Source organism: Flavobacterium segetis, from assembly GCF_900129575.1.
GTDB lineage: Bacteria > Bacteroidota > Bacteroidia > Flavobacteriales > Flavobacteriaceae > Flavobacterium > Flavobacterium segetis.
This window is the reverse complement of record NZ_FQWE01000007.1, coordinates 129,033-150,838: the sequence shown is the minus strand read 5'-3', so window position 1 is coordinate 150,838 and position 21,806 is coordinate 129,033. Positions and strand designations below refer to the sequence as shown.

22 protein-coding genes are annotated in these 21,806 nt (G+C 32.4%); 10 read left to right on the top strand and 12 right to left on the bottom strand.

Translation table 11 applies throughout. The annotated features are described in order from the left end of the window. Positions 1 to 18: 18 nt before the first annotated feature. Positions 19 to 603 (bottom strand): chalcone isomerase family protein, encoded by a 585-nt coding sequence (locus BUA99_RS11615; protein WP_072992474.1) that lies wholly within the window; start codon positions 601 to 603, stop codon positions 19 to 21. A 508-nt stretch (positions 604 to 1,111) separates the two neighbouring features. On the opposite strand from BUA99_RS11615, the gene BUA99_RS11610 reads away from it, so the two are divergent. The 5 genes from BUA99_RS11610 to BUA99_RS11590 all read left to right on the top strand — a co-directional run bounded on the left by BUA99_RS11610 (position 1,112) and on the right by BUA99_RS11590 (position 5,507). Next, entirely contained in the window at positions 1,112 to 2,251 is a 1,140-nt protein-coding gene (locus BUA99_RS11610) for an acyl-CoA dehydrogenase family protein (protein ID WP_072992413.1), read from the top strand. 366 nt (positions 2,252 to 2,617) lie between these two features. Next, on the top strand, positions 2,618 to 3,106 hold the full coding sequence (locus tag BUA99_RS11605; protein WP_072992411.1) for a hypothetical protein: 489 nt from the start codon (positions 2,618 to 2,620) through the stop codon (positions 3,104 to 3,106). Beyond that, positions 3,094 to 3,804: an NRDE family protein gene (locus BUA99_RS11600; protein WP_072992409.1), complete on the top strand. Its 711-nt coding sequence runs from the start codon at positions 3,094 to 3,096 to the stop codon at positions 3,802 to 3,804. Before BUA99_RS11605 ends, BUA99_RS11600 begins: the two co-directional genes overlap by 13 nt. A 10-nt stretch (positions 3,805 to 3,814) precedes the next feature. After that, complete coding sequence (locus tag BUA99_RS11595; protein WP_072992407.1) at positions 3,815 to 4,849, top strand: D-alanine--D-alanine ligase; 1,035 nt, start codon at positions 3,815 to 3,817, stop codon at positions 4,847 to 4,849. 4 nt (positions 4,850 to 4,853) lie between these two features. After that, positions 4,854 to 5,507 carry a hypothetical protein gene (locus tag BUA99_RS11590; protein WP_072992405.1) on the top strand — a complete coding sequence of 218 codons (654 nt, stop codon included), beginning with the start codon at positions 4,854 to 4,856 and terminating at the stop codon, positions 5,505 to 5,507. Positions 5,508 to 5,600: 93 nt separating this feature from the next. On the opposite strand, the gene BUA99_RS11585 is transcribed toward BUA99_RS11590, so the two are convergent. Then, complete coding sequence (locus BUA99_RS11585; protein WP_072992403.1) at positions 5,601 to 6,173, bottom strand: GNAT family acetyltransferase; 573 nt, start codon at positions 6,171 to 6,173, stop codon at positions 5,601 to 5,603. 130 nt (positions 6,174 to 6,303) lie between these two features. Here BUA99_RS11585 and BUA99_RS11580 point away from each other — a divergent pair, with 130 nt between their 5' ends. Both BUA99_RS11580 and BUA99_RS11575 read left to right on the top strand, forming a co-directional pair. Further along, positions 6,304 to 6,981, top strand: coding sequence for an SDR family NAD(P)-dependent oxidoreductase (locus tag BUA99_RS11580; protein WP_072992400.1), 678 nt, complete (start codon positions 6,304 to 6,306; stop codon positions 6,979 to 6,981). Positions 6,982 to 6,993: 12 nt separating this feature from the next. Beyond that, a complete protein-coding gene (locus BUA99_RS11575) occupies positions 6,994 to 7,590 on the top strand; it encodes a SprT-like domain-containing protein (RefSeq protein ID WP_072992398.1) in 597 nt (198 codons plus the stop codon). A 267-nt stretch (positions 7,591 to 7,857) separates the two neighbouring features. Here BUA99_RS11575 and BUA99_RS11570 read toward each other — a convergent pair whose 3' ends face one another. From BUA99_RS11570 to BUA99_RS11550, 5 genes are all read right to left on the bottom strand, one after another. Continuing rightward, entirely contained in the window at positions 7,858 to 8,619 is a 762-nt protein-coding gene (locus BUA99_RS11570; protein WP_072992396.1) for an ABC transporter ATP-binding protein, read from the bottom strand. After that, the gene (locus tag BUA99_RS11565; RefSeq protein ID WP_072992394.1) at positions 8,616 to 9,365 is read right to left on the bottom strand and encodes an MlaE family ABC transporter permease; all 750 of its coding nucleotides are present in this window, start codon (positions 9,363 to 9,365) and stop codon (positions 8,616 to 8,618) included. Before BUA99_RS11565 ends, BUA99_RS11570 begins: the two co-directional genes overlap by 4 nt. 75 nt (positions 9,366 to 9,440) lie before the next feature. Beyond that, on the bottom strand, positions 9,441 to 10,298 hold the full coding sequence (locus tag BUA99_RS11560) for a glycosyltransferase family 2 protein (RefSeq protein ID WP_072992385.1): 858 nt from the start codon (positions 10,296 to 10,298) through the stop codon (positions 9,441 to 9,443). A gap of 10 nt (positions 10,299 to 10,308) precedes the next feature. Then, entirely contained in the window at positions 10,309 to 10,836 is a 528-nt protein-coding gene (locus tag BUA99_RS11555; RefSeq protein ID WP_072992383.1) for a methyltransferase domain-containing protein, read from the bottom strand. 283 nt (positions 10,837 to 11,119) lie between these two features. Beyond that, the gene (locus BUA99_RS11550) at positions 11,120 to 12,178 is read right to left on the bottom strand and encodes a 3-oxoacyl-ACP synthase III family protein (RefSeq protein ID WP_072992381.1); all 1,059 of its coding nucleotides are present in this window, start codon (positions 12,176 to 12,178) and stop codon (positions 11,120 to 11,122) included. A gap of 353 nt (positions 12,179 to 12,531) precedes the next feature. Between BUA99_RS11550 and BUA99_RS11545 the strand changes: the two genes are divergently transcribed. Further along, positions 12,532 to 13,056 (top strand): hypothetical protein, encoded by a 525-nt coding sequence (locus BUA99_RS11545; RefSeq protein ID WP_072992378.1) that lies wholly within the window; start codon positions 12,532 to 12,534, stop codon positions 13,054 to 13,056. Positions 13,057 to 13,121: 65 nt separating this feature from the next. Here the strand turns inward: BUA99_RS11545 and gcvP are convergent, their stop codons facing one another. Beyond that, on the bottom strand, positions 13,122 to 15,971 hold the full coding sequence (gcvP, locus tag BUA99_RS11540) for an aminomethyl-transferring glycine dehydrogenase (protein ID WP_072992375.1): 2,850 nt from the start codon (positions 15,969 to 15,971) through the stop codon (positions 13,122 to 13,124). Positions 15,972 to 16,117: 146 nt separating this feature from the next. Here gcvP and BUA99_RS11535 point away from each other — a divergent pair, with 146 nt between their 5' ends. After that, complete coding sequence (locus BUA99_RS11535) at positions 16,118 to 16,930, top strand: UbiA prenyltransferase family protein (RefSeq protein WP_072992373.1); 813 nt, start codon at positions 16,118 to 16,120, stop codon at positions 16,928 to 16,930. A gap of 61 nt (positions 16,931 to 16,991) precedes the next feature. On the opposite strand, the gene BUA99_RS11530 is transcribed toward BUA99_RS11535, so the two are convergent. The 3 genes from BUA99_RS11530 to BUA99_RS11520 all read right to left on the bottom strand — a co-directional run bounded on the left by BUA99_RS11530 (position 16,992) and on the right by BUA99_RS11520 (position 20,290). Continuing rightward, positions 16,992 to 17,453 carry an SRPBCC family protein gene (locus tag BUA99_RS11530; protein ID WP_072992370.1) on the bottom strand — a complete coding sequence of 154 codons (462 nt, stop codon included), beginning with the start codon at positions 17,451 to 17,453 and terminating at the stop codon, positions 16,992 to 16,994. Between the two features lie 5 nt (positions 17,454 to 17,458). Next, positions 17,459 to 18,166 (bottom strand): YqjF family protein, encoded by a 708-nt coding sequence (locus BUA99_RS11525; protein ID WP_072992369.1) that lies wholly within the window; start codon positions 18,164 to 18,166, stop codon positions 17,459 to 17,461. A 96-nt stretch (positions 18,167 to 18,262) separates the two neighbouring features. Then, positions 18,263 to 20,290, bottom strand: a complete 2,028-nt coding sequence (locus BUA99_RS11520) for a M3 family metallopeptidase (RefSeq protein ID WP_072992367.1) — start codon at positions 20,288 to 20,290, stop codon at positions 18,263 to 18,265. Between the two features lie 226 nt (positions 20,291 to 20,516). On the opposite strand from BUA99_RS11520, the gene BUA99_RS11515 reads away from it, so the two are divergent. Further along, positions 20,517 to 21,188, top strand: a complete 672-nt coding sequence (locus BUA99_RS11515) for a hypothetical protein (protein WP_072992366.1) — start codon at positions 20,517 to 20,519, stop codon at positions 21,186 to 21,188. Positions 21,189 to 21,292: 104 nt separating this feature from the next. Here BUA99_RS11515 and purE read toward each other — a convergent pair whose 3' ends face one another. Next, a complete protein-coding gene (purE, locus tag BUA99_RS11510) occupies positions 21,293 to 21,778 on the bottom strand; it encodes a 5-(carboxyamino)imidazole ribonucleotide mutase (protein WP_072992363.1) in 486 nt (161 codons plus the stop codon). Positions 21,779 to 21,806: the final 28 nt, after the last annotated feature.

Sequence of the window (21,806 nt, the reverse complement as noted above, 5' to 3'; positions counted from 1 at the left end):
TTCATAAAAAAAATTTATTTAGTCTTTACCAAGCAGCTCATTTTTTAATTTCTTGTCAACAGGATTTTCTGATAACCAAATTCCATAAAAAGCTTTTTTAAATTCTAGACCTTTAATCTGTCCTTTGTAATCTTTATTTTTTGTGATCCAAAGTGATTCGTCCTGAGGATTGAAAGTTAATTCAAATACGTCGCCAACTTTAGTTGCTTCGGTGCTTAATAAATATTCAAGTTCCTTCAATTCTTTGCTAAATTTGAGCATTCCGCTTTCGCCAACTGATTTTTCCATCCCCTTTTCAAGGGCTTTGGTTAATTTTTTTGAGCTTATCAGTCCTGATGTGATATGTAAAGAGATTGACATTTCAGTTTCACTATCTAAAATTTGAACAGCATCTTGAGAATATCTTGTTAAGTACAAAGCTTGTACATAAAGATCCGTAAAGAATTTAGAGCGTTGTCCAACACCATTCAGGGACATTTTTTTTCCTTTAAATTCTATCGTTCTAGGAATTTCAACTCCATTGATATTAAAGTTTTTTTGTGCAACAGCATCATTAAAAGAAAGCGCTGTTATTAATGCTAATAGGGCTAATTTTTTTTTCATATTCATCATTTTGATATTTATTAATCTTGCACTTGGAACGTGCAAATTTAAATGAATATTAGTATAAATACTTTAAATTTTCACGATATCTAATAATTATGTTTCCTTTGATACTTTTTTAAATTATTAAAGGAAACAAAGCAACTTGTTGCATGTTTATCCTTAAACTATTTACTATCGTCATGAAAAATTAGGGAGACTACTATTACTATTTCATAATATTTATGATTAATGATTTCATAAATAATGTCTATTATATTTTTGAGTTGTTTAATCTTTCAATGCTAAATAAATCGCAGCACGATCGAGAATAATTTAATTTTTTTAGCCTTTTTTAGAGCGCAGATCAAGCATAAGTTTATTGTAATGATTTTTAATATTTCTTTCATAGTCTTTTCTAACTATACTTTTCTTTAAACAGTGGCTAATTTTACGAAAACGTTTGAAATTTAATTATTAATAATTACTTTTGTTAACAAATTTAAGAACGAATAATTTATAAAAATATATGGATTTTAATCTAACTGAGGAGCATTTAATGATTCAACAAGCAGCGCGTGATTTTGCAAATGCAGAATTATTAGCTGGAGTAATAGAGAGAGATGAACATTCAAAGTTTCCTACTGAGCAGGTAAAAATGATGGCTGATTTAGGTTTTATGGGAATGATGGTAGATCCTAAATATGGTGGATCTGGTTTGGACAGTATTTCTTATGTTTTGGCTATTACCGAAATTTCAAAGATTGACGCTTCGGCAGCGGTAATTATGTCGGTAAATAATTCTTTAGTTTGCGCTGGTATCGAGAAATATTGTAATGAGGAGCAAAAGATGAAATATTTAATTCCTCTTGCAAAAGGAGAAGTTATAGGTGCTTTTTGTCTTTCAGAACCAGAAGCTGGCTCTGATGCAACTTCTCAAAAGACTACTGCAATAGATAAAGGAGATCATTATTTATTAAATGGCACAAAAAACTGGATTACTAATGGATCTTCAGCTTCTACTTACATTGTAATTGCACAAACTGATTTAGAAAAAGGGCATAAAGGGATAAATGCATTTATAGTTGAAAAAGGTTGGGCAGGTTTTGATATTGGATTGAAAGAAAAGAAGATGGGAATTCGCGGTTCTGATACTCATTCTTTGATGTTCACTGATGTCAAAGTACCAAAAGAAAATAGAATAGGTGAAGATGGTTTTGGATTTAACTTCGCTATGTCTGTTTTAAATGGTGGTAGAATAGGAATTGCTTCACAAGCATTAGGAATTGCAACTGGTGCTTACGAACTCGCTTTAAAATATGCACAAGAACGTAAAGCTTTTGGTAAAGAAATTTTCAAACATCAAGCAATAGCCTTTAAATTAGCTGATATGGCAACTCAAATTATGGCAGCTAAAATGCTAGTATTAAAAGCTGCTTCGGAAAGAGATGAGGGAAAAGATATCTCTCAATCAGGAGCGATGGCAAAATTATTTGCTTCTCAAACTGCTATGGACACTACAATCGAAGCAGTACAAATTCATGGAGGGAATGGTTATGTAGCCGAATATCATGTAGAACGCATGATGCGCGATGCGAAAATCACTCAAATTTATGAGGGAACTTCTGAAATACAAAGAATCGTCATTTCAAGAACTTTAGTGTCTTAATTTTATAAAAAGGTTTTAAAGCCCTTTCTAATTTCGGTTAGAAAGGGCTTTTTTTATATTTATAAATTGCAACGATAAAATATTTAGGAATTTAATGGTAAAAAAAGTTACTTCACCTTATTTGAAATAGGAACAGTCCTCAATATAAAAATGTGATTAAATTAAATCTTTTAAATTGTATTTTTTTAATATTAACATATTTTCATGCAATTTTTGTCTACTACTTTGACTCTAACAAGATTTTTTTTAGAAAAAGTTAAATTCAAGAATTTTTTATTTTATTTTCGTGCTAATTTCTTTTCTTTGCTCAAGCCTTTAGTAAAAACACAAACAAATATGTTATTTTTTTAGAATTAAAATAAATATATGCTAATATCTTCGATAAATAAAAGTTTAGATGAGCTCATTGATTTGTTAAATCAATTAACTCAAAATGAATATTCAGAATCATGTGCAGCATTGAGTGATGCAACCATAGGCGAACACACAAGACACATCATTGAAATGTTTCACTGTTTGGAAAATCAGCTTGAGTCAGGAATCGTGAATTATGATGATAGACAACGAAATGCTCGCATTGAAACGGACAACATATTTGCAATAGAAAAGATTAACGGTATTAAACAAACCATAGATAAAAAAAATATAAATCTAAAGTTACTGCAATTGGTAGACGGAGAGGAAATACAGATTGAAAGTAATTATTTTAGAGAGTTACTATATAATCTAGAACATTGTATCCATCACCAAGCGCTAATTAAAGTTGCTATTTTGCAATGTGAAACAGTTAAAATAGATCCTAATTTTGGTGTTGCTCGATCAACAATAGAATATAGAAACCAATGTGCACAGTAAGTTTTGTAGCTACAAATGATAAAATTATCATTACATCAAACCGAGATGAGCACACACTAAGACCAAGCGCAATTCCACCACAATTTTATGAAATCAATCATCATAAACTTATATTTCCTAGGGATCCTAAAGCGGGTGGAACCTGGTTTGTAATAAATGAAAGCGGGACAATTTTAGTTCTTTTAAATGGTGCTCACGAAAAACATCAAGTTCAGTCATCGTATAGAAAAAGTCGCGGTTTGATTGTCTTAGATTTGATAAGTAGTTTTTCTCCAAAAGATTGTTGGACCAAAATTGATTTGGAAAATATTGAGCCATTTACTTTAGTTTTATTTCAAAGTAATTTACTTTTTCAAATGCGTTGGAATGGAACGGAGAAAGAAACGACTCCTTTAGATATAAAGCAAAATTACATCTGGTCATCATCAACTTTGTATGCCTCATCTATTCGTGATCATCGTTCGATTTGGTTTTATGATTTTTTAGAGCGTAACACCAAAATTTCTGAAACTAAAATGTTTAATTTTCATAGAAATACAGAAGGAGAAAATACTGAAAACGGATTAGTAATCAACAGAGATGATATATTGAAAACTCTGAGTATTACTCAAGCAGTTTTAGAGAAAAATACTATCGCACTTCTCCATCATGATTTAATTTCAAATCAAGATTTCTTGACCTCATTTTCTACTACTTAATCTATCTATTTTGAAGCTATTTTTTCATAAAGTCACACATTGGGAATATTGGCCTTTTCAAATCGTTTATGTTCCTATTTATTTTCTTTGGTCTTTTTACGCAATTAAGGCAAAGTCAATATTTTTCTTTAATGCTTGTAATCCAACCATAAAAAATGGCGGTTTTATGATGGAATCTAAAAAAGAAATTTATGATTTGATTCCACAACAATACTATCCAAAAACCGAATTAATAAAAGAAGGCACAAGTTTAGAAGAAGTTCTGGAGACCATTAGTAAAACAAAAATTAACTATCCTTTGATTGTAAAACCAGATATAGGGCTAAGAGGATTGGGTGTTAAAAAAATAATTTCAGCAATTGATTTAAAGGAATATGTTGCAAAGGCGAATTTTGATTATGTTGTACAAGATTTAATTCCTTATGAAAATGAAGTTGGTATTTTTTATGTGCGTTATCCTCATGAAAAAAGAGGCATAATTACCGGACTAGTTTCTAAAGAATTTTTGATCATCACTGGAAATGGCTTTTCAACTGTAGAAGAATTAATCAAAGAAAACCCACGATATGAATTACAATTAAAAGCCCTAAAAAAAGAATATGGCAAAAAAATGCTTGAAATTATTCCGAAAGAGGAGAAATTAAATTTAGTACCCTATGGAAATCATGCTCGCGGTGCGAAATTTATTGACGGTAGCCACTGGATTAATCCAAAATTATCTAAAACAATAAATGAAATGTGTTTACAAATTCCCGGATTCTATTTTGGTCGATTAGATATCATGTACAACACAATCGAAGAATTGGAGAACGGATTAAACTTTGCAATTGTAGAACTCAACGGCGCCGGAAGCGAACCCACACATATATATGACCCAAGACATTCTCTATTTTTTGCTTGGAAGGAATTAGCAAGACACATCACATATATGTATGAAATAAGTACGGCCAACCATAAAAATGGATTCCCTTATTTAAATCATAAAGATGGAATGAAGGAATATAGAATGCATTTAGAACAAAGTAATAAGATTTGTAATTTCTAAAAGTATGAGATCTTTAAAGAATATTCTTTTTGGTTTTTTAGTCAGCTTTATTGGTTCTATTCCGCTGGGATATTTAAATGTAATTGGCTTTAAAATCTTTTCAAAAGCTGGAGTAGAAAGCTTATTTTACTTTTTATTAGGCGTTATTTTTATCGAAATGTTTGTTGTTTATTTTACTTTATTGTTTGCAAAAAAATTGGTTAATAATAATAAATTGATAAAAGCGATTGACTTTTTTGCAATTATCTTTTTAATAATAATTGCTTACACTTTTTATGTAAGTTCCAATGCTGAAGTAGATCAAGGTGGTTTTTTCGAAAAATATAGTAACTATCCAACTTTTTTAATTGGTATTGTTTTAAGTAGTATAAACTTTCTTCAAATACCATTTTGGACCGGTTGGAATCTATATTTGATCAATGGGAACTATATTTATATAAACAATAATCTAAAATTTTATTATATTGTAGGAACATTAATAGGCACTTTTGGAGGAATGCTGAGTTTAGTTTTAATATTGAGTACATTAGCTGAAAAGACGAGTAGTTTTTCTAAATATGTTGTTCCTATTATTATTCCACTGTTTTTCATGGTTTTAGCAATTGTTCAAACAGCTAAAGTTTATAAAAAATATTTTTTGAATAAAGATAAGCAGTGAATTTTTTTTTGATTCTGTAAAAACTAAACTTAAATCCTTTTTAATATTCGCTAACAATCGCAAGAATCTCTTTTCAAAACTTCGCTACTACTTTCAGCTTTGAAGTGGTTGTTTCATGTCATAGGCTAAAATTAAATATTCATTAGAATTAAATTTAAAATCACCGATAATAGACCAATTTAATTTTGAAGTATGTGCTCTAGTTGATGGAATATTAATCTTATTTATAAAAGTGAGACTCAATGGATATTTAGGTCCCATGTGACCTCTCATAAATTCAAAAAACGGAGTTATTAAACCCTGACTTCTGTAGTTTTTATCAATGCAAATTGGTCCGTATTGAAAACTATTACTGGTTGTGAATTTAAAATCTAAAAAATGAAGTCCAGGTAATAATGAAATCATGTGATTGAAAATAGGCCATTGACTGAAAAAATTCCAGCTACCTGTGAAAATATAAGCTATAATTTTTTGATTGTCAATCGCTAAAAATAAATTTTTATTTTCAATAACTTCTGTTAATTGAGCAATTGTAAATGGTGTGGTAACAAAACCAGCCGTTTTTTCTTGATCAGATAAATTAGAAACTAAGTATAAATCTTGTAATGCTAAAACGCCATCAATATCATTGATTGAAGCTGTTTTAAAAACAATATTTTCTATCATTTAATGAGAATTTTATATTACTAGGTTTAATCAAAATTAAGTAAAATTAGAACACTGTTTGTTTTTATTTTTAAAGACAATCCTTTTGTTAAAGCAATGTTAGTTTACCGTTTTTGTTTATTTTTGCTTTATGAAAAATATTATTATTACCGGAACAAGTAGAGGAATAGGGCATGAGTTAGCCATAAAATTTGCAAATGCTGGACATCAGGTTTTAGCTATTTCAAGAAAAATTCCTCAAACCTTATTAGGGAACGAGAATGTCACCTGTCTTTCAGTTGATTTGTCAAATGAATTGGAGTTGAGTAAAGTAACTGATTTTGTTTCAAAATCTTGGAAACAAATAGATGCGGTCGTTCATAATGCAGGAGCTTTAATCCTAAAGCCGTTTTCAGAAACGACTCAAAATGATTTCGAAAATATCTATAAAGTGAACGTTTTTGGAGTAGCCAACTTAACCCGAATTGCGTTGCCTTATTTGCAAAAAGGAAGTCATGTGATTACAATCAGCTCTATGGGCGGAATACAAGGAAGTTTAAAGTTTGCTGGTCTTGCCGCGTATAGCTCTAGTAAGGGAGCTGTGATTACACTCATGGAATTATTAGCTGAGGAATATAAGGAAAAGGGAATATCTTTTAATGTTTTGGCACTAGGTTCCGTCCAAACAGAGATGCTCGAAGAAGCTTTTCCTGGTTATCAAGCGCCAATTTCAGCAAATGAAATGGCCGATTATATTTTTAATTTCACTTTGACTGGCAATAAATATTTTAATGGAAAGGTATTGCAGGTTTCTTCAACTAATCCGTAATCAATAATTATTTTGATCGAAACCTTAGCTATATATATTCCTGAACATGCAGTAAAACCCGTTTTCGATCTCATCGTAAGCAATCAAGTGCATCTTAAAATTGTGAACGAGCGGCAAACACGTCATGGCGATTATCGAAAGGGCTTGAGCGGAAAGCATGAAATTACGGTAAATGCCAGTTTAAATAAATACAAGTTTTTGATCACACTGATTCATGAAATTTCGCATCTCGTTGCTTTTGAAAAATTTGGACGCCATATAAAACCGCATGGTCACGAGTGGAAATATTCTTTTCAAAGATTAATGATTCCGTATATTCGACCAGAAATTTTCCCGAATCAATTACTGCCTCTGCTAGCCAGACATTTTAAAAATCCATCTGCTAGTAGTGATACTGACGCAACATTATCATTGGCATTAAAACAATTTGACCAGCAAAATGATAAGAATTATGTGTTCGAGATACCTTATGGAAGTGTTTTTAGAATTTCAAATGGGAAAATTTTCAAAAAAATAGCCGTTCGTACAAAACGTTTTGAATGTCTCGAGATAAGTTCAGGAAAATTATACTTATTCAATCCTAATGCAGAGGTAGAATTACTGACCTAAAGCTTTGTCTTTTATTTTGTAGGGCCTATTCCTGCCATTCACTTTAGCCCTCTCTCAAAAAGCTTTTTTGCTAGTTCGTAGCAAGAGCTTCCGGTGGTCGCTTTGCCACTCCAGCAAAAAATAGCTTTTCTTCAGTCGGTGCTGCCATTGCTGTCAGGGGCAGAGTAGAAATTATAGTTGTTGTTTTAAAGTATTGATTTAAAAAAATGACGAGTTTTGAATGATATAGAATAACACTTTGATAAGGAAGTTGTCAAATAAAATTTTCTATTCTTTCAAATACGCTTCTCTTACTTTTCTAAACAAGTTAGAAGAGTAAACAAAGTCAACGACGGCTTCATTATCAGTTCTAAAAATTTCTTCTTTGGTTCCTTGCCAAGCTTTAAGTCCGTCTTTCAAGAATAAAATATTATCACCAATTTCCATCACAGAATTCATATCATGCGTATTAATTACGGTTGTAATATCATATTCTTCCGTAATTTTCATAATGAGGTTATCAATTAAAATAGAAGTATTTGGATCTAATCCAGAGTTGGGCTCATCGCAAAAAAGATATTTTGGTTTGTTTACAATTGCTCGTGCAATGGCAACACGCTTTTGCATTCCTCCTGAAATTTGGGAAGGAAGTTTACTATGTGCATCTTGTAAATCTACTCTTTCAAGTACAAAATCAACACGCTCCTTGATTTGTGCTTTATTATTTTTAGTAAACATTCGCAACGGGAAAGCAACATTTTCGGCTACAGTCATTGAATCAAATAGTGCGCTTCCTTGAAAAACCATGCCTATTTCAGTTCTAAGTTCTCGCTTTTCATCAGCTTGTAATTCTGAATAAACTCTGCCGTCAAAACATATTTGCCCAGATTCAGGTGTATGAATTCCCAACAAACTTTTTAATAAAACAGTTTTACCAGATCCACTTTGTCCAATTATTAAATTCGTTTTACCAGTTTCAAAAATCGTTGAAATTCCTTTTAGAATTTTATTACCTCCAAATGATTTCTCTACATTTTTTATTTCTATCATGATCCTAGTAGCAATTGGGTTAATATATAGTTAAAAAGAATGATGGAAACGGATGTCCAAACAAAAGCTACTGTACTCGCTTTTCCTACCTCAAGTGCGCCACCTTTCATATAATAACCATGAAAGGATGGAATAGTGGCGAGTAGCATAGCAAAAATCAAAGTCTTTATAAATGCATAAGCAATATGAAACGGAATAAAATCCTTTTGCGTTCCATTTATAAATTCAGCACTTGATATAAACCCGCCGTAAACTCCAGCCATCCATCCGCCTAGAATTCCTAAAAACATAGCGATGCCAATTAGAAATGGATATAATAAAAGAGCAATAATTTTAGGGAATACTAAATAGTTCAATGCATTTACCCCCATAACTTCTAGTGCGTCAATTTGTTCTGTAACACGCATTGTTCCTATACTTGAAGTAATAAACGAACCCATTTTTCCAGCCATGATCACTGATATGAATGTAGGAGCAAACTCTAAGATCACTGATTGTCTTGTTGCAAATCCTATTAGGTATTTAGGAATTAAAGGATTAGTTAAATTTAGTGCAGTTTGAATCGCAACAACACCTCCCACAAAGAAAGATATAAAAGCAACAATACCAAGTGAATCAATAATTAAGTCATTAATTTCCTTGAAAATTAGATTACGCATTACAGACCATTTGGTTTGTTTATTAAAAATTTCTTTCAGCATAAGGAAATATCTTCCTATTTGCGTTATATAGCGAATGAGCATCATTTTATTACTATTCAGTGTTCAGTGTTCAGTTTTAATGTATTCCGTAAAAATACTATAATTTTATTTGAAAGATGTCTAAAAAAGTCCAAACAGTTTTTCTTTCATCTTTTTCAATCGGTATTTTCGAATGAATTTAGCTTGTTCAGCTGTCACCATTAATGACGTTGTATTTGATTTTGCTTTTAAAAATCCTTTTAGATAATCTAGGAAAAGAAATGGTTTTTTTTTCATCATCGCTAATTTAGCCGATGCAATAGTAGTGATAAGAAAGCCATAACCTAAAGTATAAAAAGCTTCCCCCTGTTTATATCTTGCTATTTTATTATAATTAGCACCGGTTGGTTTGAGGTGTTTCACATGCAAAGTGGAATCGGTGACAACTTTCCAATTGTAAAATTTACAAAGTAATTCGTCAACAGTGTCCCAACCCATTTGTGGTTTTAGTCCACCTATTTGTTTGAATGTTTCCTTTCTGTAGGCTTTTAAAGCTCCGCGAATATGATCTTTGTCGGTGAGGTTTTCTAAAACCCATTCATCTTTTTTTTCGATGTAACAAAATCCGCCAACCATTCCAATGGTAGGATCTGATTTGAAATGTCTATTAATAGTTTCAAAATAATTAAGCGGAAATATCAAATCAGCATCTATTTTTACAATTACATCATAATTTTCATCTAAGGTTTCAAATCCCGTTTGAAAAGCGTGGATAACTTTGCTTCCTGGCAAATGAATGGCGCTAGATTTCTTGTCTATTAACGATATAAAAGGATATTTTTTGGCAAAAGCCAAAACAATATCCGCTGTTTTATCAGTAGAATTATCATTGACAATTACTACCTTCGTAGGCAGATGTGTTTGCGAAACTAAAGATTCTAAAGTCAGTGCAATAAATTGCTCTTCATTGTGAGCAGGAATAACTAGGTAATAATTCATCTAATAAATTTTAGATCTTAATTTTCTCTGCGTAAACAATGTAATATCGAGGCGTAAATTTTCTTAATAGCGGACGAATACCAAATTTCTTAACTGGATTAGTCCATTTTTGTCGATCTATTATTTTCCAACCTGTTTTTTCTAATAGCCAGTCGAGTTGCCAGTCTTCAAATTCGTGGTAATGTCTGTCCCACATATCAGTTTTACTTCGATAAGCAGGAGAAAACCACAAACGCAACGGAACAGAAATGAAAAGCTTGTCTGCTTTGATCTCACTTAAAATCGTATAGGGATTGAGTAAGTGTTCGAATATTTCAAAAGCGGTTACTACATCTGTTTTCTCTGATTGAAAAATGGTTTGATCATTGTCTAAATCTTCGCCTGTGGTATTGTTAACTCTAAAACCCTCTTTTTTCATGATCTTAGAAAAGGGATTTTCGACTCCTAAATCTAAGATAGTAGATGTAATAGTAATGTGTTTATTTAAAAATTCTAGGGTGTGTTTGAATCTTTTATTAGGGAATGTTTTTTCGTACATAGTCTTTTAGAGGAACGCATTAATTTGTCGTTCTTTATCTAGATTAATTTTGCGCAAAAATGATTTTTCATCACTATTGTGGATGCAAATATACTAATAAAAGTGTTTTTGATTCTTATTTTTAAGCCCAGATGATGTCGATACTTCTGAACAAAATCTATGAGGCTTAGGGTGTAGTTTTTCAAGGTGCAAAAAGCAATTAAAAGAAGCTTGATTGCACCTTTGAAAAACAAATTTTGTGGTGAGTAATTGTAATATATAGTTGGACTATACGCCGCGACAATTAATATCTATAAATAAAAGCATTGACATTCATTCCTGCGCCTACAGAAGCAAAAAGTAGAATGTCGCCTTTGTTAATTTCCTGATCTTTTATTTCTCCTCGAATTAGCAAGTCGAAAAGCGTTGGTACAGTTGCAACGCTGCTATTCCCAAGTTCGTGAATACTCATAGGCATGATGTCTTGCGGAACTGATTTTCCGTGTAATTTATAAAAACGCTGAATAATTGCTTCATCCATCTTCTCATTTGCTTGATGAATTAGGATTTTTTTGACATCATCTATTTGCAGACCGCTTTTATCTAAACAGCTTTTCATTGCTGCTGGTACGTATGTTAATGCAAATTCGTAAATTTTACGACCGAACATTTTAATATAACGAGTGTCAGGATCTAAATCAGGATTATAAGATTTTCCAAAAAACAAATAGTTTGCCTCATCCATTGCATAAGTTCCACTTTCGTAAGATAACAATCCGGACTCATCATTAGAAGCTTCTAAAATTGAGGCTCCAGCTCCATCGGAGTAGATCATAGAATCTCGATCATGCACATCTACTACTCGTGATAATGTTTCAGATCCTATTACTAAACAACGTTTTGCCATACCTGATTTTATGAAAGCATTCGCTTGGAGAACGCCTTCAATCCAACCTGGACAGCCAAAAAGGATATCATAAGCTACGCATTTTGGATTTTTTATTTGTAATTTATGCTTTACTCTTGTGGCTAAACTTGGCAACATATCGGACTGAATAGCACCTTTTTTTACATCGCCAAAATTATGTGCAAAAATAATATAATCAATTGTTTCAGGATCAATTGCTGCATTATCAATCGCTTTTCGAGCTGCGAAAAAAGCTAAATCAGAAGAACTAAAATGATCCTCAGCATATCGTCTATGCTCGATTCCAGTAATTCCTTTAAATTTATTAATTACTACCTCATTAGGGTAGCCAAAAGTGGTTCCATCTTCATTTAAAAATACGTGATCACCAAAGTCTGAATTGCTAATTTTTTTCTCAGGAATATAACTTCCTACACCAGTTATTTTAATTTTCATTATATTGATTTTCCAAATTTGATGCTAAATTAAACATAAAATTAATATTACTATCACAATATTTACTATGCGTGCATATAATTATTAAAAAACAATTTATTGGCAAAATAAATGATAATATGTTAGTAAATCACTGCTTTTAGCACAATAATTATTTTGAAAGATAACAGAGCTTAAAGATCAATATTTTAGATTTTATCTTGAACTGATTTTTTTGATTAATGTAGTGGCATACTAGATTCTTGAATCAAACAAAATCATCGTGTATGAATTAATAAATTTCCCGTTAAAAAGTTCTTAAATAATAAGTTTTTTTATATTTTTGACGGATATATAAACCTAAATTTTAAAGAATGAAAAAAATTATTTTATTGCTTTCTATGATTTTAACTACCTCATTTGTAGTTGCTCAAACTGATGCCATTACAAAACACAGTGGAGAAGTTGTAAATGGAAAAGTATTACGTGTTGATGAGTACACAGTCGTTTTTAAGTATGATGGTGAGGATGCCGAAAACTCAATTGGTAAATATGCTATTGAGAAAGTTGTTTACGGTAAAAGTGGTAGAGTTGAAGAGATAACTGAGAAAATTGTAGTTACAAGCGAGGCTGACTGGGAGAAAGTAGTAGTTCTTGAAGAGAAATCGTATATCGCTGGTTTGAAAAAAGGTGGTGAAGTAAGAGGGAAAACAGGAATGATCAATTTACAAACTGGTAATACTGGAGACAAAAAAGCGGAGAAAAAGTTAAAAATGGCTGCTGCTGCTCTAGGTTGTCCTTTTATTTTAATGACTTCTGATAAAACCACTGTTGGATCAAGTTCTAATCAATTTGGTGGAACACAAGCTATAAAAACAGGTTTAGGTTATAAATACTAGATCTACGATTGTTTAAATGAAAATGCCTCGAATCATCGAGGCATTTTTTTTAGATTTCTGATCACTTAGCTTTCAATATAAGCTTCAATAGGTGCACATGAACAATTTAAGTTTCTATCACCATACGCTTCATCTACTCTTCGCACTGTGGGCCAGAATTTATTTTCAGCAATATATTCTAATGGAAATGCTGCTGCCTCACGACTGTAAGGGAAAACCCAATTATCACTAGTTACCATCATTAAAGTATGAGGTGCATTTTTCAGCACATTATCTGGATTTTCAATCGTTACCGATTCTATTTCTTTTCTTATCGCAATCATGGCATCACAAAAACGATCTAGTTCTTCAAGATTCTCGCTTTCTGTTGGTTCGATCATCATGGTTCCAGCAACAGGGAAAGAAACTGTTGGAGCGTGAAAACCATAATCCATTAATCGTTTTGCAATATCAGTTACTTCGATACCTTTTTCTTTAAATGGACGACATTCAATAATCATTTCGTGAGCCGCACGACCCATTTCTCCTGAATACAAAGTGTCGTAATGACCGTTTAATTTCTCCTTGATATAATTTGCATTTAAAATAGCATATTCAGTAGATTGTTTTAGACCTTCCGCACCAAGCATACAAATATAACCATACGAAATTAAACAAACTAACGCAGATCCCCAGGGCGCTGCTGAAATTGCTGTGATAGCATTTTCTCCGCCTGTAGGTATCAACGGATTTGTAGGTAAAAATGGAACCAATTGAGGAGCGACGCATATAGGTCCTACTCCTGGTCCACCACCGCCATGAGGAATGGCAAATGTTTTATGTAAGTTTAGATGACACACATCAGCACCAATTGTTGCAGGGTTAGTTAAGCCAACTTGTGCATTCATATTAGCACCATCCATATATACTTGACCACCGTTATCGTGAATTAATTGTGTGATCTCTCTAATGGCACTTTCAAAAACGCCATGAGTTGATGGATAAGTTACCATCAAGCAAGAAAGATTATCTTTGTGTAAAAGCGCTTTTTCGCGTAAATCATCTACATCTATATTACCGTTTTCTAATGTTTTAGTCACAACCACTTTCATTCCAGCCATAGTTGCAGATGCTGGGTTTGTACCGTGAGCGGATGACGGTATTAATGCAACATTTCTATGATGATCGCCTCTTGAATGGTGGTAAGCACGTATAACCATCAAGCCTGCATATTCTCCTTGAGCTCCTGAGTTAGGTTGCAAAGTTGTTCCTGCGAAACCTGTAATAACATTTAGCTGTTGCTCAAGCTTAGTAAGCATTTCTTGGTACCCTACTGCTTGATTTAAAGGTGCAAAAGGATGAATATTATTCCATTGTCCCATGCTTAAAGGTAGCATTTCTGAAGCTGCATTCAATTTCATCGTACAAGAACCTAGTGAAATCATAGAATGATTCAATGCTAAATCTTTACGTTCTAACATTTTGATGTATCGCATCAAAGCAGTTTCTGAATGGTATTTATTAAAAACATCATGCTGTAAAAAAGTTGATGTTCTAAGCACGCTTTCAGGAAAGTGATTTGTTTCCGATAGTGCGATAATTGTGGTCGCTTGTATTGATTTTGCGGAAGCAAAAACTGAAATGATAGTATTTAAATCAGCAATACTTGTTGTTTCATTTAAAGAAATTGAAACGGTATTGTCATCAACATAGTAGAAATTAATTTCATTTTCTTCTGCAATTGCTTTTACTTTTTTAGCATCAGCCTTAATCACAATTGTATCAAAGAAAGCACTATTTGTCTGCTCAAACCCGATTGTTTTTAAGGAATTTGATAAAGTTGCCGCTGAAGCATGTACTTTATTAGCAATATATTGCAGCCCTTTTGGACCATGAAAAACAGAATACATTCCTGCCATCACCGACAATAAAACTTGCGCAGTACAAATATTTGAAGTGGCCTTGTCACGTTTTATATGCTGCTCGCGAGTTTGTAGTGCCATTCGAAGTGCACGGTTGCCGTCAGTGTCAATCGTTACACCTATAATTCTTCCTGGCATACTTCTCTTATACTCAGCTTTAGTAGCAAAAAACGCAGCATGAGGACCACCATAACCTAACGGAATACCAAATCGCTGGGTAGTTCCCAAAACAATTGCAGCACCCATTTCTCCTGGAGGCGTTAGTTTTACCAAACTTAATATATCGGCTGCTACTGCAACTTTGATTTCATTTTCATTTGCTTTAGTTATGAACGCTTTGTAATCGTGAATTTGTCCATATTTTCCAGGATATTGAAGAATTGCACCGAAAAATTCTGATGAAAAATCAAATGTTTCGTGGTTCCCAATTACTAACTCAACCCCAATTGGAGTAGAACGCGTTTGCAGGACTGATAAAGTTTGCGGTAATATTTCTTCTGAAACAAAAAATTTGTTGATATTACTTTTCTTTTGATCGCGCGTTCTTACGTCAAATAAAAGAGACATTGCCTCTGCAGCAGCAGTGCCCTCGTCTAATAAAGATGCGTTTGCGATTTCCATTCCGGTTAATTCTATAACCATGGTTTGAAAATTTAAAATCGCTTCTAATCTACCTTGTGCAATTTCAGCTTGGTAAGGAGTGTAAGCAGTGTACCAACCTGGGTTTTCAAAAACATTTCGTTGAATTACAGCAGGGATAATAGCCGCATTGTAACCTAAACCAATGTACGATTTAAAAACTTTATTTTTATTTCCTAATTTTTGAATATGATTTGCAAACTCATATTCAGTCATTGCTGGTTCTAAGTTTAAATCAGCATGTAGTCGAATATCACTTGGAATCGTTTCATCAATCAATTGATTCAGAGTATCTGCGCCAATTGTTTTCAACATGTGTTGTAAATCATTTTCCCTTGGACCAATGTGTCTTAATGCAAAAGCGTCTGTTTTCATTATATATTAAATAGGTTGTGTGTTTCTTACTTTCGAAGCGGTAAAATTAAATATTAAATTGCTATTATTAGCCATTTTTAACTTGATTTTCTATCAATTTTTCAACCAAAAGCCATTCTTATTAACACTTTGATTAATTTTGTCTAATGAAATTTTTTAAATTAATATTCGATTTTTATATAAATAGCAGTATTCACGTGGCTTTATCGTGCTATGCTTTAGTTCGAATGACGCAACATATGTTCCACATTCCTTATGAAAATTCGATTGCATATTTCGTATTTTTTGGAACAGTTGTAGGATATAATTTTGTAAAATACGATGCCTTAGCTAGAAAACAAAAAGTTCAAATGCGTTATGAGTTGAAAGCAATCGCTTTATTGAGTTTTTGCTGCCTTCTAGTGGTTGGTTATTATTTTTTTGTATTAGAACTTATCACTCAAATTATAGCTTTTGTGTTTTTAAGCTTCACCTTATTGTATACACTTCCTTTTTTTCCTAATAGGCGAAATGCTAGAAATTGGGCTGGTGTAAAAATTTATATTGTGGCTTTATGTTGGGTTGGAGTTACTTTAATATTACCCATTTTAAATGCTGAAGTTACTTTTACAACTGATTTTTATTTAAAATGTATGCAAAGGTTTATTCTCATTTTTGTGCTGATTCTCATTTTTGAAATTCTTGATTTAGCAAATGACGATCCTCATCTTCAAACAGTTCCACAACAAATAGGAGTAAAGCGAACAAAAAATTTAGGATTAGCACTGATTATTTTGTTTTTCTTTTTAGAATTCTTAAAAAGTAATTTTGAAAAGAATCAAATCATTGTAAATGTTATTTTAATTGTTTTAGTTGGTCTTTTTTTGATTTTTGCTAATGAAAAACGTTCCAAATATTACACTTCTTTTTGGGTTGAGAGTATTCCAATTCTTTGGTGGTTGATGGTAGTTTTTCTTTAGATAGGATGATAAGGATGGATAGAATAAGTGTTTATAGTAATTAAGATGTTTATGAAAATCTTCAAGCATCATTTTTTTTTTCAGCTAACCCCTTTAAAACTTTATTCCTCGCTAAAACGAAGTTAGTCATGTGCCTTTTTAAAAGTAAAACATCAAATAGCTTTCCAAAAAATCCAAAGGGAGTTTCATAAAGTATTTTATCCTTCATTACCGTTACACCGTTTTCATGAGAAAAAAAATGTTCATGCTTAAACGATTTAAATTTTCCCTCTTCCATTTCATCTACAAAATAATCGTACAAGCTCATTGCTGTTATTCTGCTCTTGTGAGTGAGGTATATACCAAAATGTTTGCCTCTCCAAGTCACAGTTTCATTATACTGAATTAACCCAGAAGTTACGCCAGCAATAGCAATTTCATTTGTTGGACTTGCTGATTTTTGATGAACGTCAATGTCACGAGAGATGTCAAAAACAGTTTGTAGCGGAGCTTTTATTTTTGTATTAATTTCGATTAGGGTCATCAAAATTATATTTTTCTCTTATCTTCAATAGTTATCGCAGAGCCAACAGCCACAAAAACTGATGTTGGTTGTAAATCCTGAATAAAAGCAAATTCTTTACCATAAACTCCTTCTATATCAATTATAGAAGTGTTTTTTATAACGGAGTACTGTTTCCATCTGGGATGAGTGACTTGGTATTCAAAAGTTTCATTTTCATTAATTTTGGTGTAACCAAAATAATGCTCCGTTATAAACTCAGCCTCTGAATTAACTTCAATTTCAATAGGATTCTTTTCAGTTTCTACCTGAATTGTATTCCAATTATTATTGACTTTCCACTGATAAATAAATTCTCTCGAGTTATCATTTACATTTAAAGTGTGTTTCATAGGCAGGGTGCTATAATGCTCATTATAAAAAGTATTGGCTACAAATGAAATAGCATATTTAGGAACAATTTCGCTAATAAAAACGGCACCTCTTTTCCAGATTCCGTTTTCAAAACGCCTAACATAAAAACGCAAATTCACTTCTTCAAAATCAGAATGAAAAGGGATTTTAAGTCCTAAAACACGTACTTTTTCAAAAAGAAATCCAATGAAACTGACGTAACATTTGCCATTCCAAAAATCAAGTTCGGTTCCTTTTGGGACATATTTTTGTAGAATTTCTGGATTAACTTCGTAATTGATCATTACCAGGTTATTCCATTCGGCTTTTAAAAAACTCATCTTTTTTAGTTTAAATATTTTATTTATTTGTCTAATTTCAGTTGTAACCGAAGGGGAAATACTTCATTTACATTTGAAATTGTTTGTCTAAATTCGTTAAATCAATCCCGCTCTTTTTAATAAAGCATCCGGTTTTGGTTCTTGACCTCTAAAACGTTTGTATAATTCCATTGGCGGCTCAGTTCCGCCTTTAGAAAGTACGTTTTCTTTAAATTTAGTGGCTACTTCTTTATTGAAAATTCCTTTTTCTTGGAAATATTCAAAAGCATCAGCATCTAGAACTTCTGCCCATTTATAACTATAATAACCAGAAGAATAACCACCTTGAAATATGTGTGAAAATGCTGTGCTCATAGCGTTCTCTGCCACTTCAGGATATAATTGTGTGGCCGAAAATTGCTCAGTTTCGAAAGTTTTAAGATCTGTAATATTTGACGGATCTTGGCCGTGCCAACCCATATCCAGCAATCCAAAACTCAACTGACGCATCGTTGCTAATCCTTCTTGGAAACTTGCACTTTCTTTAATTTTAGATATATATTCTTGTGGAATCACCTCGCCAGTTTCATAATGTGTTGCAAATAAAGCCAGAGCTGCGGGCTCGTAACACCAGTTTTCCATCACTTGGCTTGGCAGTTCTACAAAGTCCCAGTAAACCGAAGTTCCTGATAAACTTGGATATGTCGTGTTAGCTAACATGCCGTGTAATCCATGACCAAACTCATGAAATAAAGTAGTTACTTCGTTGAAAGTTAGTAGAGATGGTTTTGTTTCGGTGGGTTTGGTGAAATTACAAACGTTCGAAATATGAGGTCTTTCATTCACACCGTCTTTGATATATTGTGATTTGAATGAAGTCATCCAGGCACCATTGCGTTTGCCTTTTCGAGGAAAAAAATCAGCGTAAAATATAGCTACTAAATCTTTATTTTCATCGGTTACTTCATAAGTTAGTACTTCAGGATGGTATTTATCAATGTCAAATACTTCTGTAAATGTTAATCCGTACAATTTATCTGCAATTGTAAAGGCGCCGTTTAAAACCTTTTCCAACTGAAAATAAGGTTTTAACTTTTCATCGTCTAAATTAAAAAGTTTTTGTTTTAATTTTTCAGAATAATAACCACCGTCCCATTTTTCTAAAAGTTCGATTCCGTCTAATTCTTTGGCGAAAGCCGATAATTGTTGAAATTCTTTTAGTGCTGCGGGTTTAGCTTTCGATAATAAGTCATTTGAAAACGAAAGTACTTTTTCAGGACTTTGCGCCATTCTTTCTTCTAAAACAAAATGAGCGTGAGTAGCGTATCCTAATAATTGAGCTCTTTCAAAACGCAGTTTAGCGATTTTCAATACGATCGCTTGATTGTCAAATTCGTTGTTTTGAAATCCTCGTGCGCCAAAAGCAATTGCTAGTTTTTTACGCAATTCTCGATTATCTGCATAAGTCATAAAGGGAACGTAACTAGGATGATCTAATGTAAATATCCAGCCGTCTTTATTTTGGATCTTCGCCAATGAACGAGCGGCTTCAATGGTTCCTTCTGGTAATCCTGCTAAATCTTTCTCATCAGTTAAATGCATTTCGAAAGCATTGGTCTCAGCCAAAATATTTTCACCAAACTGTAAACTTAATTTTGATAATTTTTTATCAATTTCGCGCAGTTTATCTTTTTTATCTTCTGGCAGATTTGCTCCATTTCGAGAAAAACTTTTGTATTTTTTGTCTAACAAGGTGTTTTGTTCAGGAGTGAGGTGGAGGGATTCTCTCGAATCGTAAACCGCTTTTACTCTTGCAAATAATTCAGGGTTTAAAGTAATGTCATTTCCAAATTCAGACAACAATGGAGAAATTTCCTGAGCAATTTTTTGCATTTCGTCATTAGTTTCAGCAGAATTTAGGTTGAAGAAAATGCTGGAAGCTCTGTCAAGAATATCGCCTGCATAATCCATTGCAACAATAGTATTTTCAAAAGTTGCATTTCCACTATTATTGATAATGATATTTATTTCAGCTTTAGCCAAAGTAATTCCTTGCTGAATGGCCGGTAAATAATCTTCCTTTTTTATTTTTGTAAAAGGAGCGGTATTGTGCTTTGTAGTAAAGTATTTTGTTAATATGTTCATTGCTTTTATATGTGTTTCTATCAGTTTAGATTAAAATTTAAAGTACTGCAAATATAATGATTTATAAAAAAAGGAATGCTAAAACACACTTGATTATCTAGCTATTGGAATTAAGGAAAGGTGTTATAATTATGTTATTTATTTCTTTTCGGTCTGTATAATTTGTAATTTAGAGAAATGATTAAGTTTCGATAATAATTAATCAAAATCATTTTAAAATAAAATTATGAATTACCAAATTATAATAAAGCGTATTGACACGGTTAACGAAGTAGAAGGATATTGGTCTGATGAGGATTTGATTCAATTACTTGATAAATTTAATTATCCTGATGGAGCAACCGCTGAGAAAAAGAATCTGCCAGAGCTATTAGAAATGGCTATCTCTGATTATGAACCAAGCGAAGCCGCAGAGATTGTGCTTACTTATAAATTATCTGAGGAATTGAATGAGGGACAAATTCAGCAAATTTCACATAATATGCTAATTGATAAAGTGTGTGAAGAATATCCTGAAATTCATATGCAAGGAAGACTGTTTCACACCAATCAATTGCTTTTTAAAGCATACAACGGAAAGTTTCCCAATGCAAAAGCATCGGTGGTACATTTTTCAATGACTCCTGAGAAAGAGGATATTGAGAAAGTTTTGACTAAAGAAAATGTGTTGAAGTTGTTAAATAACGGTTTGACTGATCGAAATTTGATTAAGCGATTATTTGACGATCAAATGACTCAAAATATTTCTTTTCCAGAAGCTGACGGAATAATATGGGAATTGAATACTGATGACAATGTAAATTACACATTAATTACCTCAGAGAATTGGATCAACAATGAAGATTTAATTAGTTCAGAATTTGAAAGTACTTTAGAGGAAATTGTCGAAGAGGTTTAATCTAATTTTAGTTTTTAAAGCATAAAAGGCTTCCAAAGTTTGGAAGCCTTTTTTACTTTAGCTGTTTTTCGATACAAATTAAATAATAAAATAAGTCGATACTTCTATTTCTTTAAGCTTTCTGAAGCTTTAATTACGGCTTTTTTCAATTCTAATTTATAAGCGATAATTCGATTTAGGACTATTTCATCATTACTTCCAATAATTTGAGCGGCTAAAATACCGGCGTTTTTTGCACCATTTAATGCTACAGTTGCTACAGGAACACCACTTGGCATTTGTAAAATGGACAACACGGAATCCCAACCATCAATAGAATTACTTGATTTTACGGGAACACCTATTACAGGTAGTGGTGACATTGATGCGACCATTCCTGGTAAATGTGCAGCTCCACCAGCTCCAGCAATTACCACTGAAATTCCTCTTGTGTGTGCGTTTTGACTAAAATCAAATAATTTTTCCGGCGTTCTATGTGCCGATACGATATCAACTTCTACTGCAATATCAAATGATTTTAATATGTCAATTGCTTCTTGCATCACGGGCATATCTGAGATACTGCCCATTATTACGGCTACTTTGCTCATTGTTTTTATTTTTGAGAACTAATTTCAA

What these genes read in the sequence shown, in the direction of transcription:
- BUA99_RS11565 (WP_072992394.1), bottom strand. Translation starts at nt 9,365, where the DNA reads ATGATGCTCATTCGCTATATAACGCAAATAGGAAGATATTTCCTTATG.
- gcvP (WP_072992375.1), bottom strand. Translation starts at nt 15,971, where the DNA reads ATGAAAACAGACGCTTTTGCATTAAGACACATTGGTCCAAGGGAAAAT.
- BUA99_RS11585 (WP_072992403.1), bottom strand. Translation starts at nt 6,173, where the DNA reads ATGATAGAAAATATTGTTTTTAAAACAGCTTCAATCAATGATATTGAT.
- BUA99_RS11590 (WP_072992405.1), top strand. Translation starts at nt 4,854, where the DNA reads ATGAGATCTTTAAAGAATATTCTTTTTGGTTTTTTAGTCAGCTTTATT.
- BUA99_RS11600 (WP_072992409.1), top strand. Translation starts at nt 3,094, where the DNA reads ATGTGCACAGTAAGTTTTGTAGCTACAAATGATAAAATTATCATTACA.
- BUA99_RS11570 (WP_072992396.1), bottom strand. Translation starts at nt 8,619, where the DNA reads ATGATAGAAATAAAAAATGTAGAGAAATCATTTGGAGGTAATAAAATT.
- BUA99_RS11525 (WP_072992369.1), bottom strand. Translation starts at nt 18,166, where the DNA reads ATGAGTTTTTTAAAAGCCGAATGGAATAACCTGGTAATGATCAATTAC.
- BUA99_RS11560 (WP_072992385.1), bottom strand. Translation starts at nt 10,298, where the DNA reads ATGAATTATTACCTAGTTATTCCTGCTCACAATGAAGAGCAATTTATT.
- BUA99_RS11530 (WP_072992370.1), bottom strand. Translation starts at nt 17,453, where the DNA reads ATGACCCTAATCGAAATTAATACAAAAATAAAAGCTCCGCTACAAACT.
- BUA99_RS11520 (WP_072992367.1), bottom strand. Translation starts at nt 20,290, where the DNA reads ATGAACATATTAACAAAATACTTTACTACAAAGCACAATACCGCTCCT.
- purE (WP_072992363.1), bottom strand. Translation starts at nt 21,778, where the DNA reads ATGAGCAAAGTAGCCGTAATAATGGGCAGTATCTCAGATATGCCCGTG.
- BUA99_RS11550 (WP_072992381.1), bottom strand. Translation starts at nt 12,178, where the DNA reads ATGAAAATTAAAATAACTGGTGTAGGAAGTTATATTCCTGAGAAAAAA.
- BUA99_RS11615 (WP_072992474.1), bottom strand. Translation starts at nt 603, where the DNA reads ATGAAAAAAAAATTAGCCCTATTAGCATTAATAACAGCGCTTTCTTTT.
- BUA99_RS11580 (WP_072992400.1), top strand. Translation starts at nt 6,304, where the DNA reads ATGAAAAATATTATTATTACCGGAACAAGTAGAGGAATAGGGCATGAG.
- BUA99_RS11535 (WP_072992373.1), top strand. Translation starts at nt 16,118, where the DNA reads ATGAAATTTTTTAAATTAATATTCGATTTTTATATAAATAGCAGTATT.
- BUA99_RS11545 (WP_072992378.1), top strand. Translation starts at nt 12,532, where the DNA reads ATGAAAAAAATTATTTTATTGCTTTCTATGATTTTAACTACCTCATTT.
- BUA99_RS11555 (WP_072992383.1), bottom strand. Translation starts at nt 10,836, where the DNA reads ATGTACGAAAAAACATTCCCTAATAAAAGATTCAAACACACCCTAGAA.
- BUA99_RS11515 (WP_072992366.1), top strand. Translation starts at nt 20,517, where the DNA reads ATGAATTACCAAATTATAATAAAGCGTATTGACACGGTTAACGAAGTA.
- BUA99_RS11610 (WP_072992413.1), top strand. Translation starts at nt 1,112, where the DNA reads ATGGATTTTAATCTAACTGAGGAGCATTTAATGATTCAACAAGCAGCG.
- BUA99_RS11605 (WP_072992411.1), top strand. Translation starts at nt 2,618, where the DNA reads ATGCTAATATCTTCGATAAATAAAAGTTTAGATGAGCTCATTGATTTG.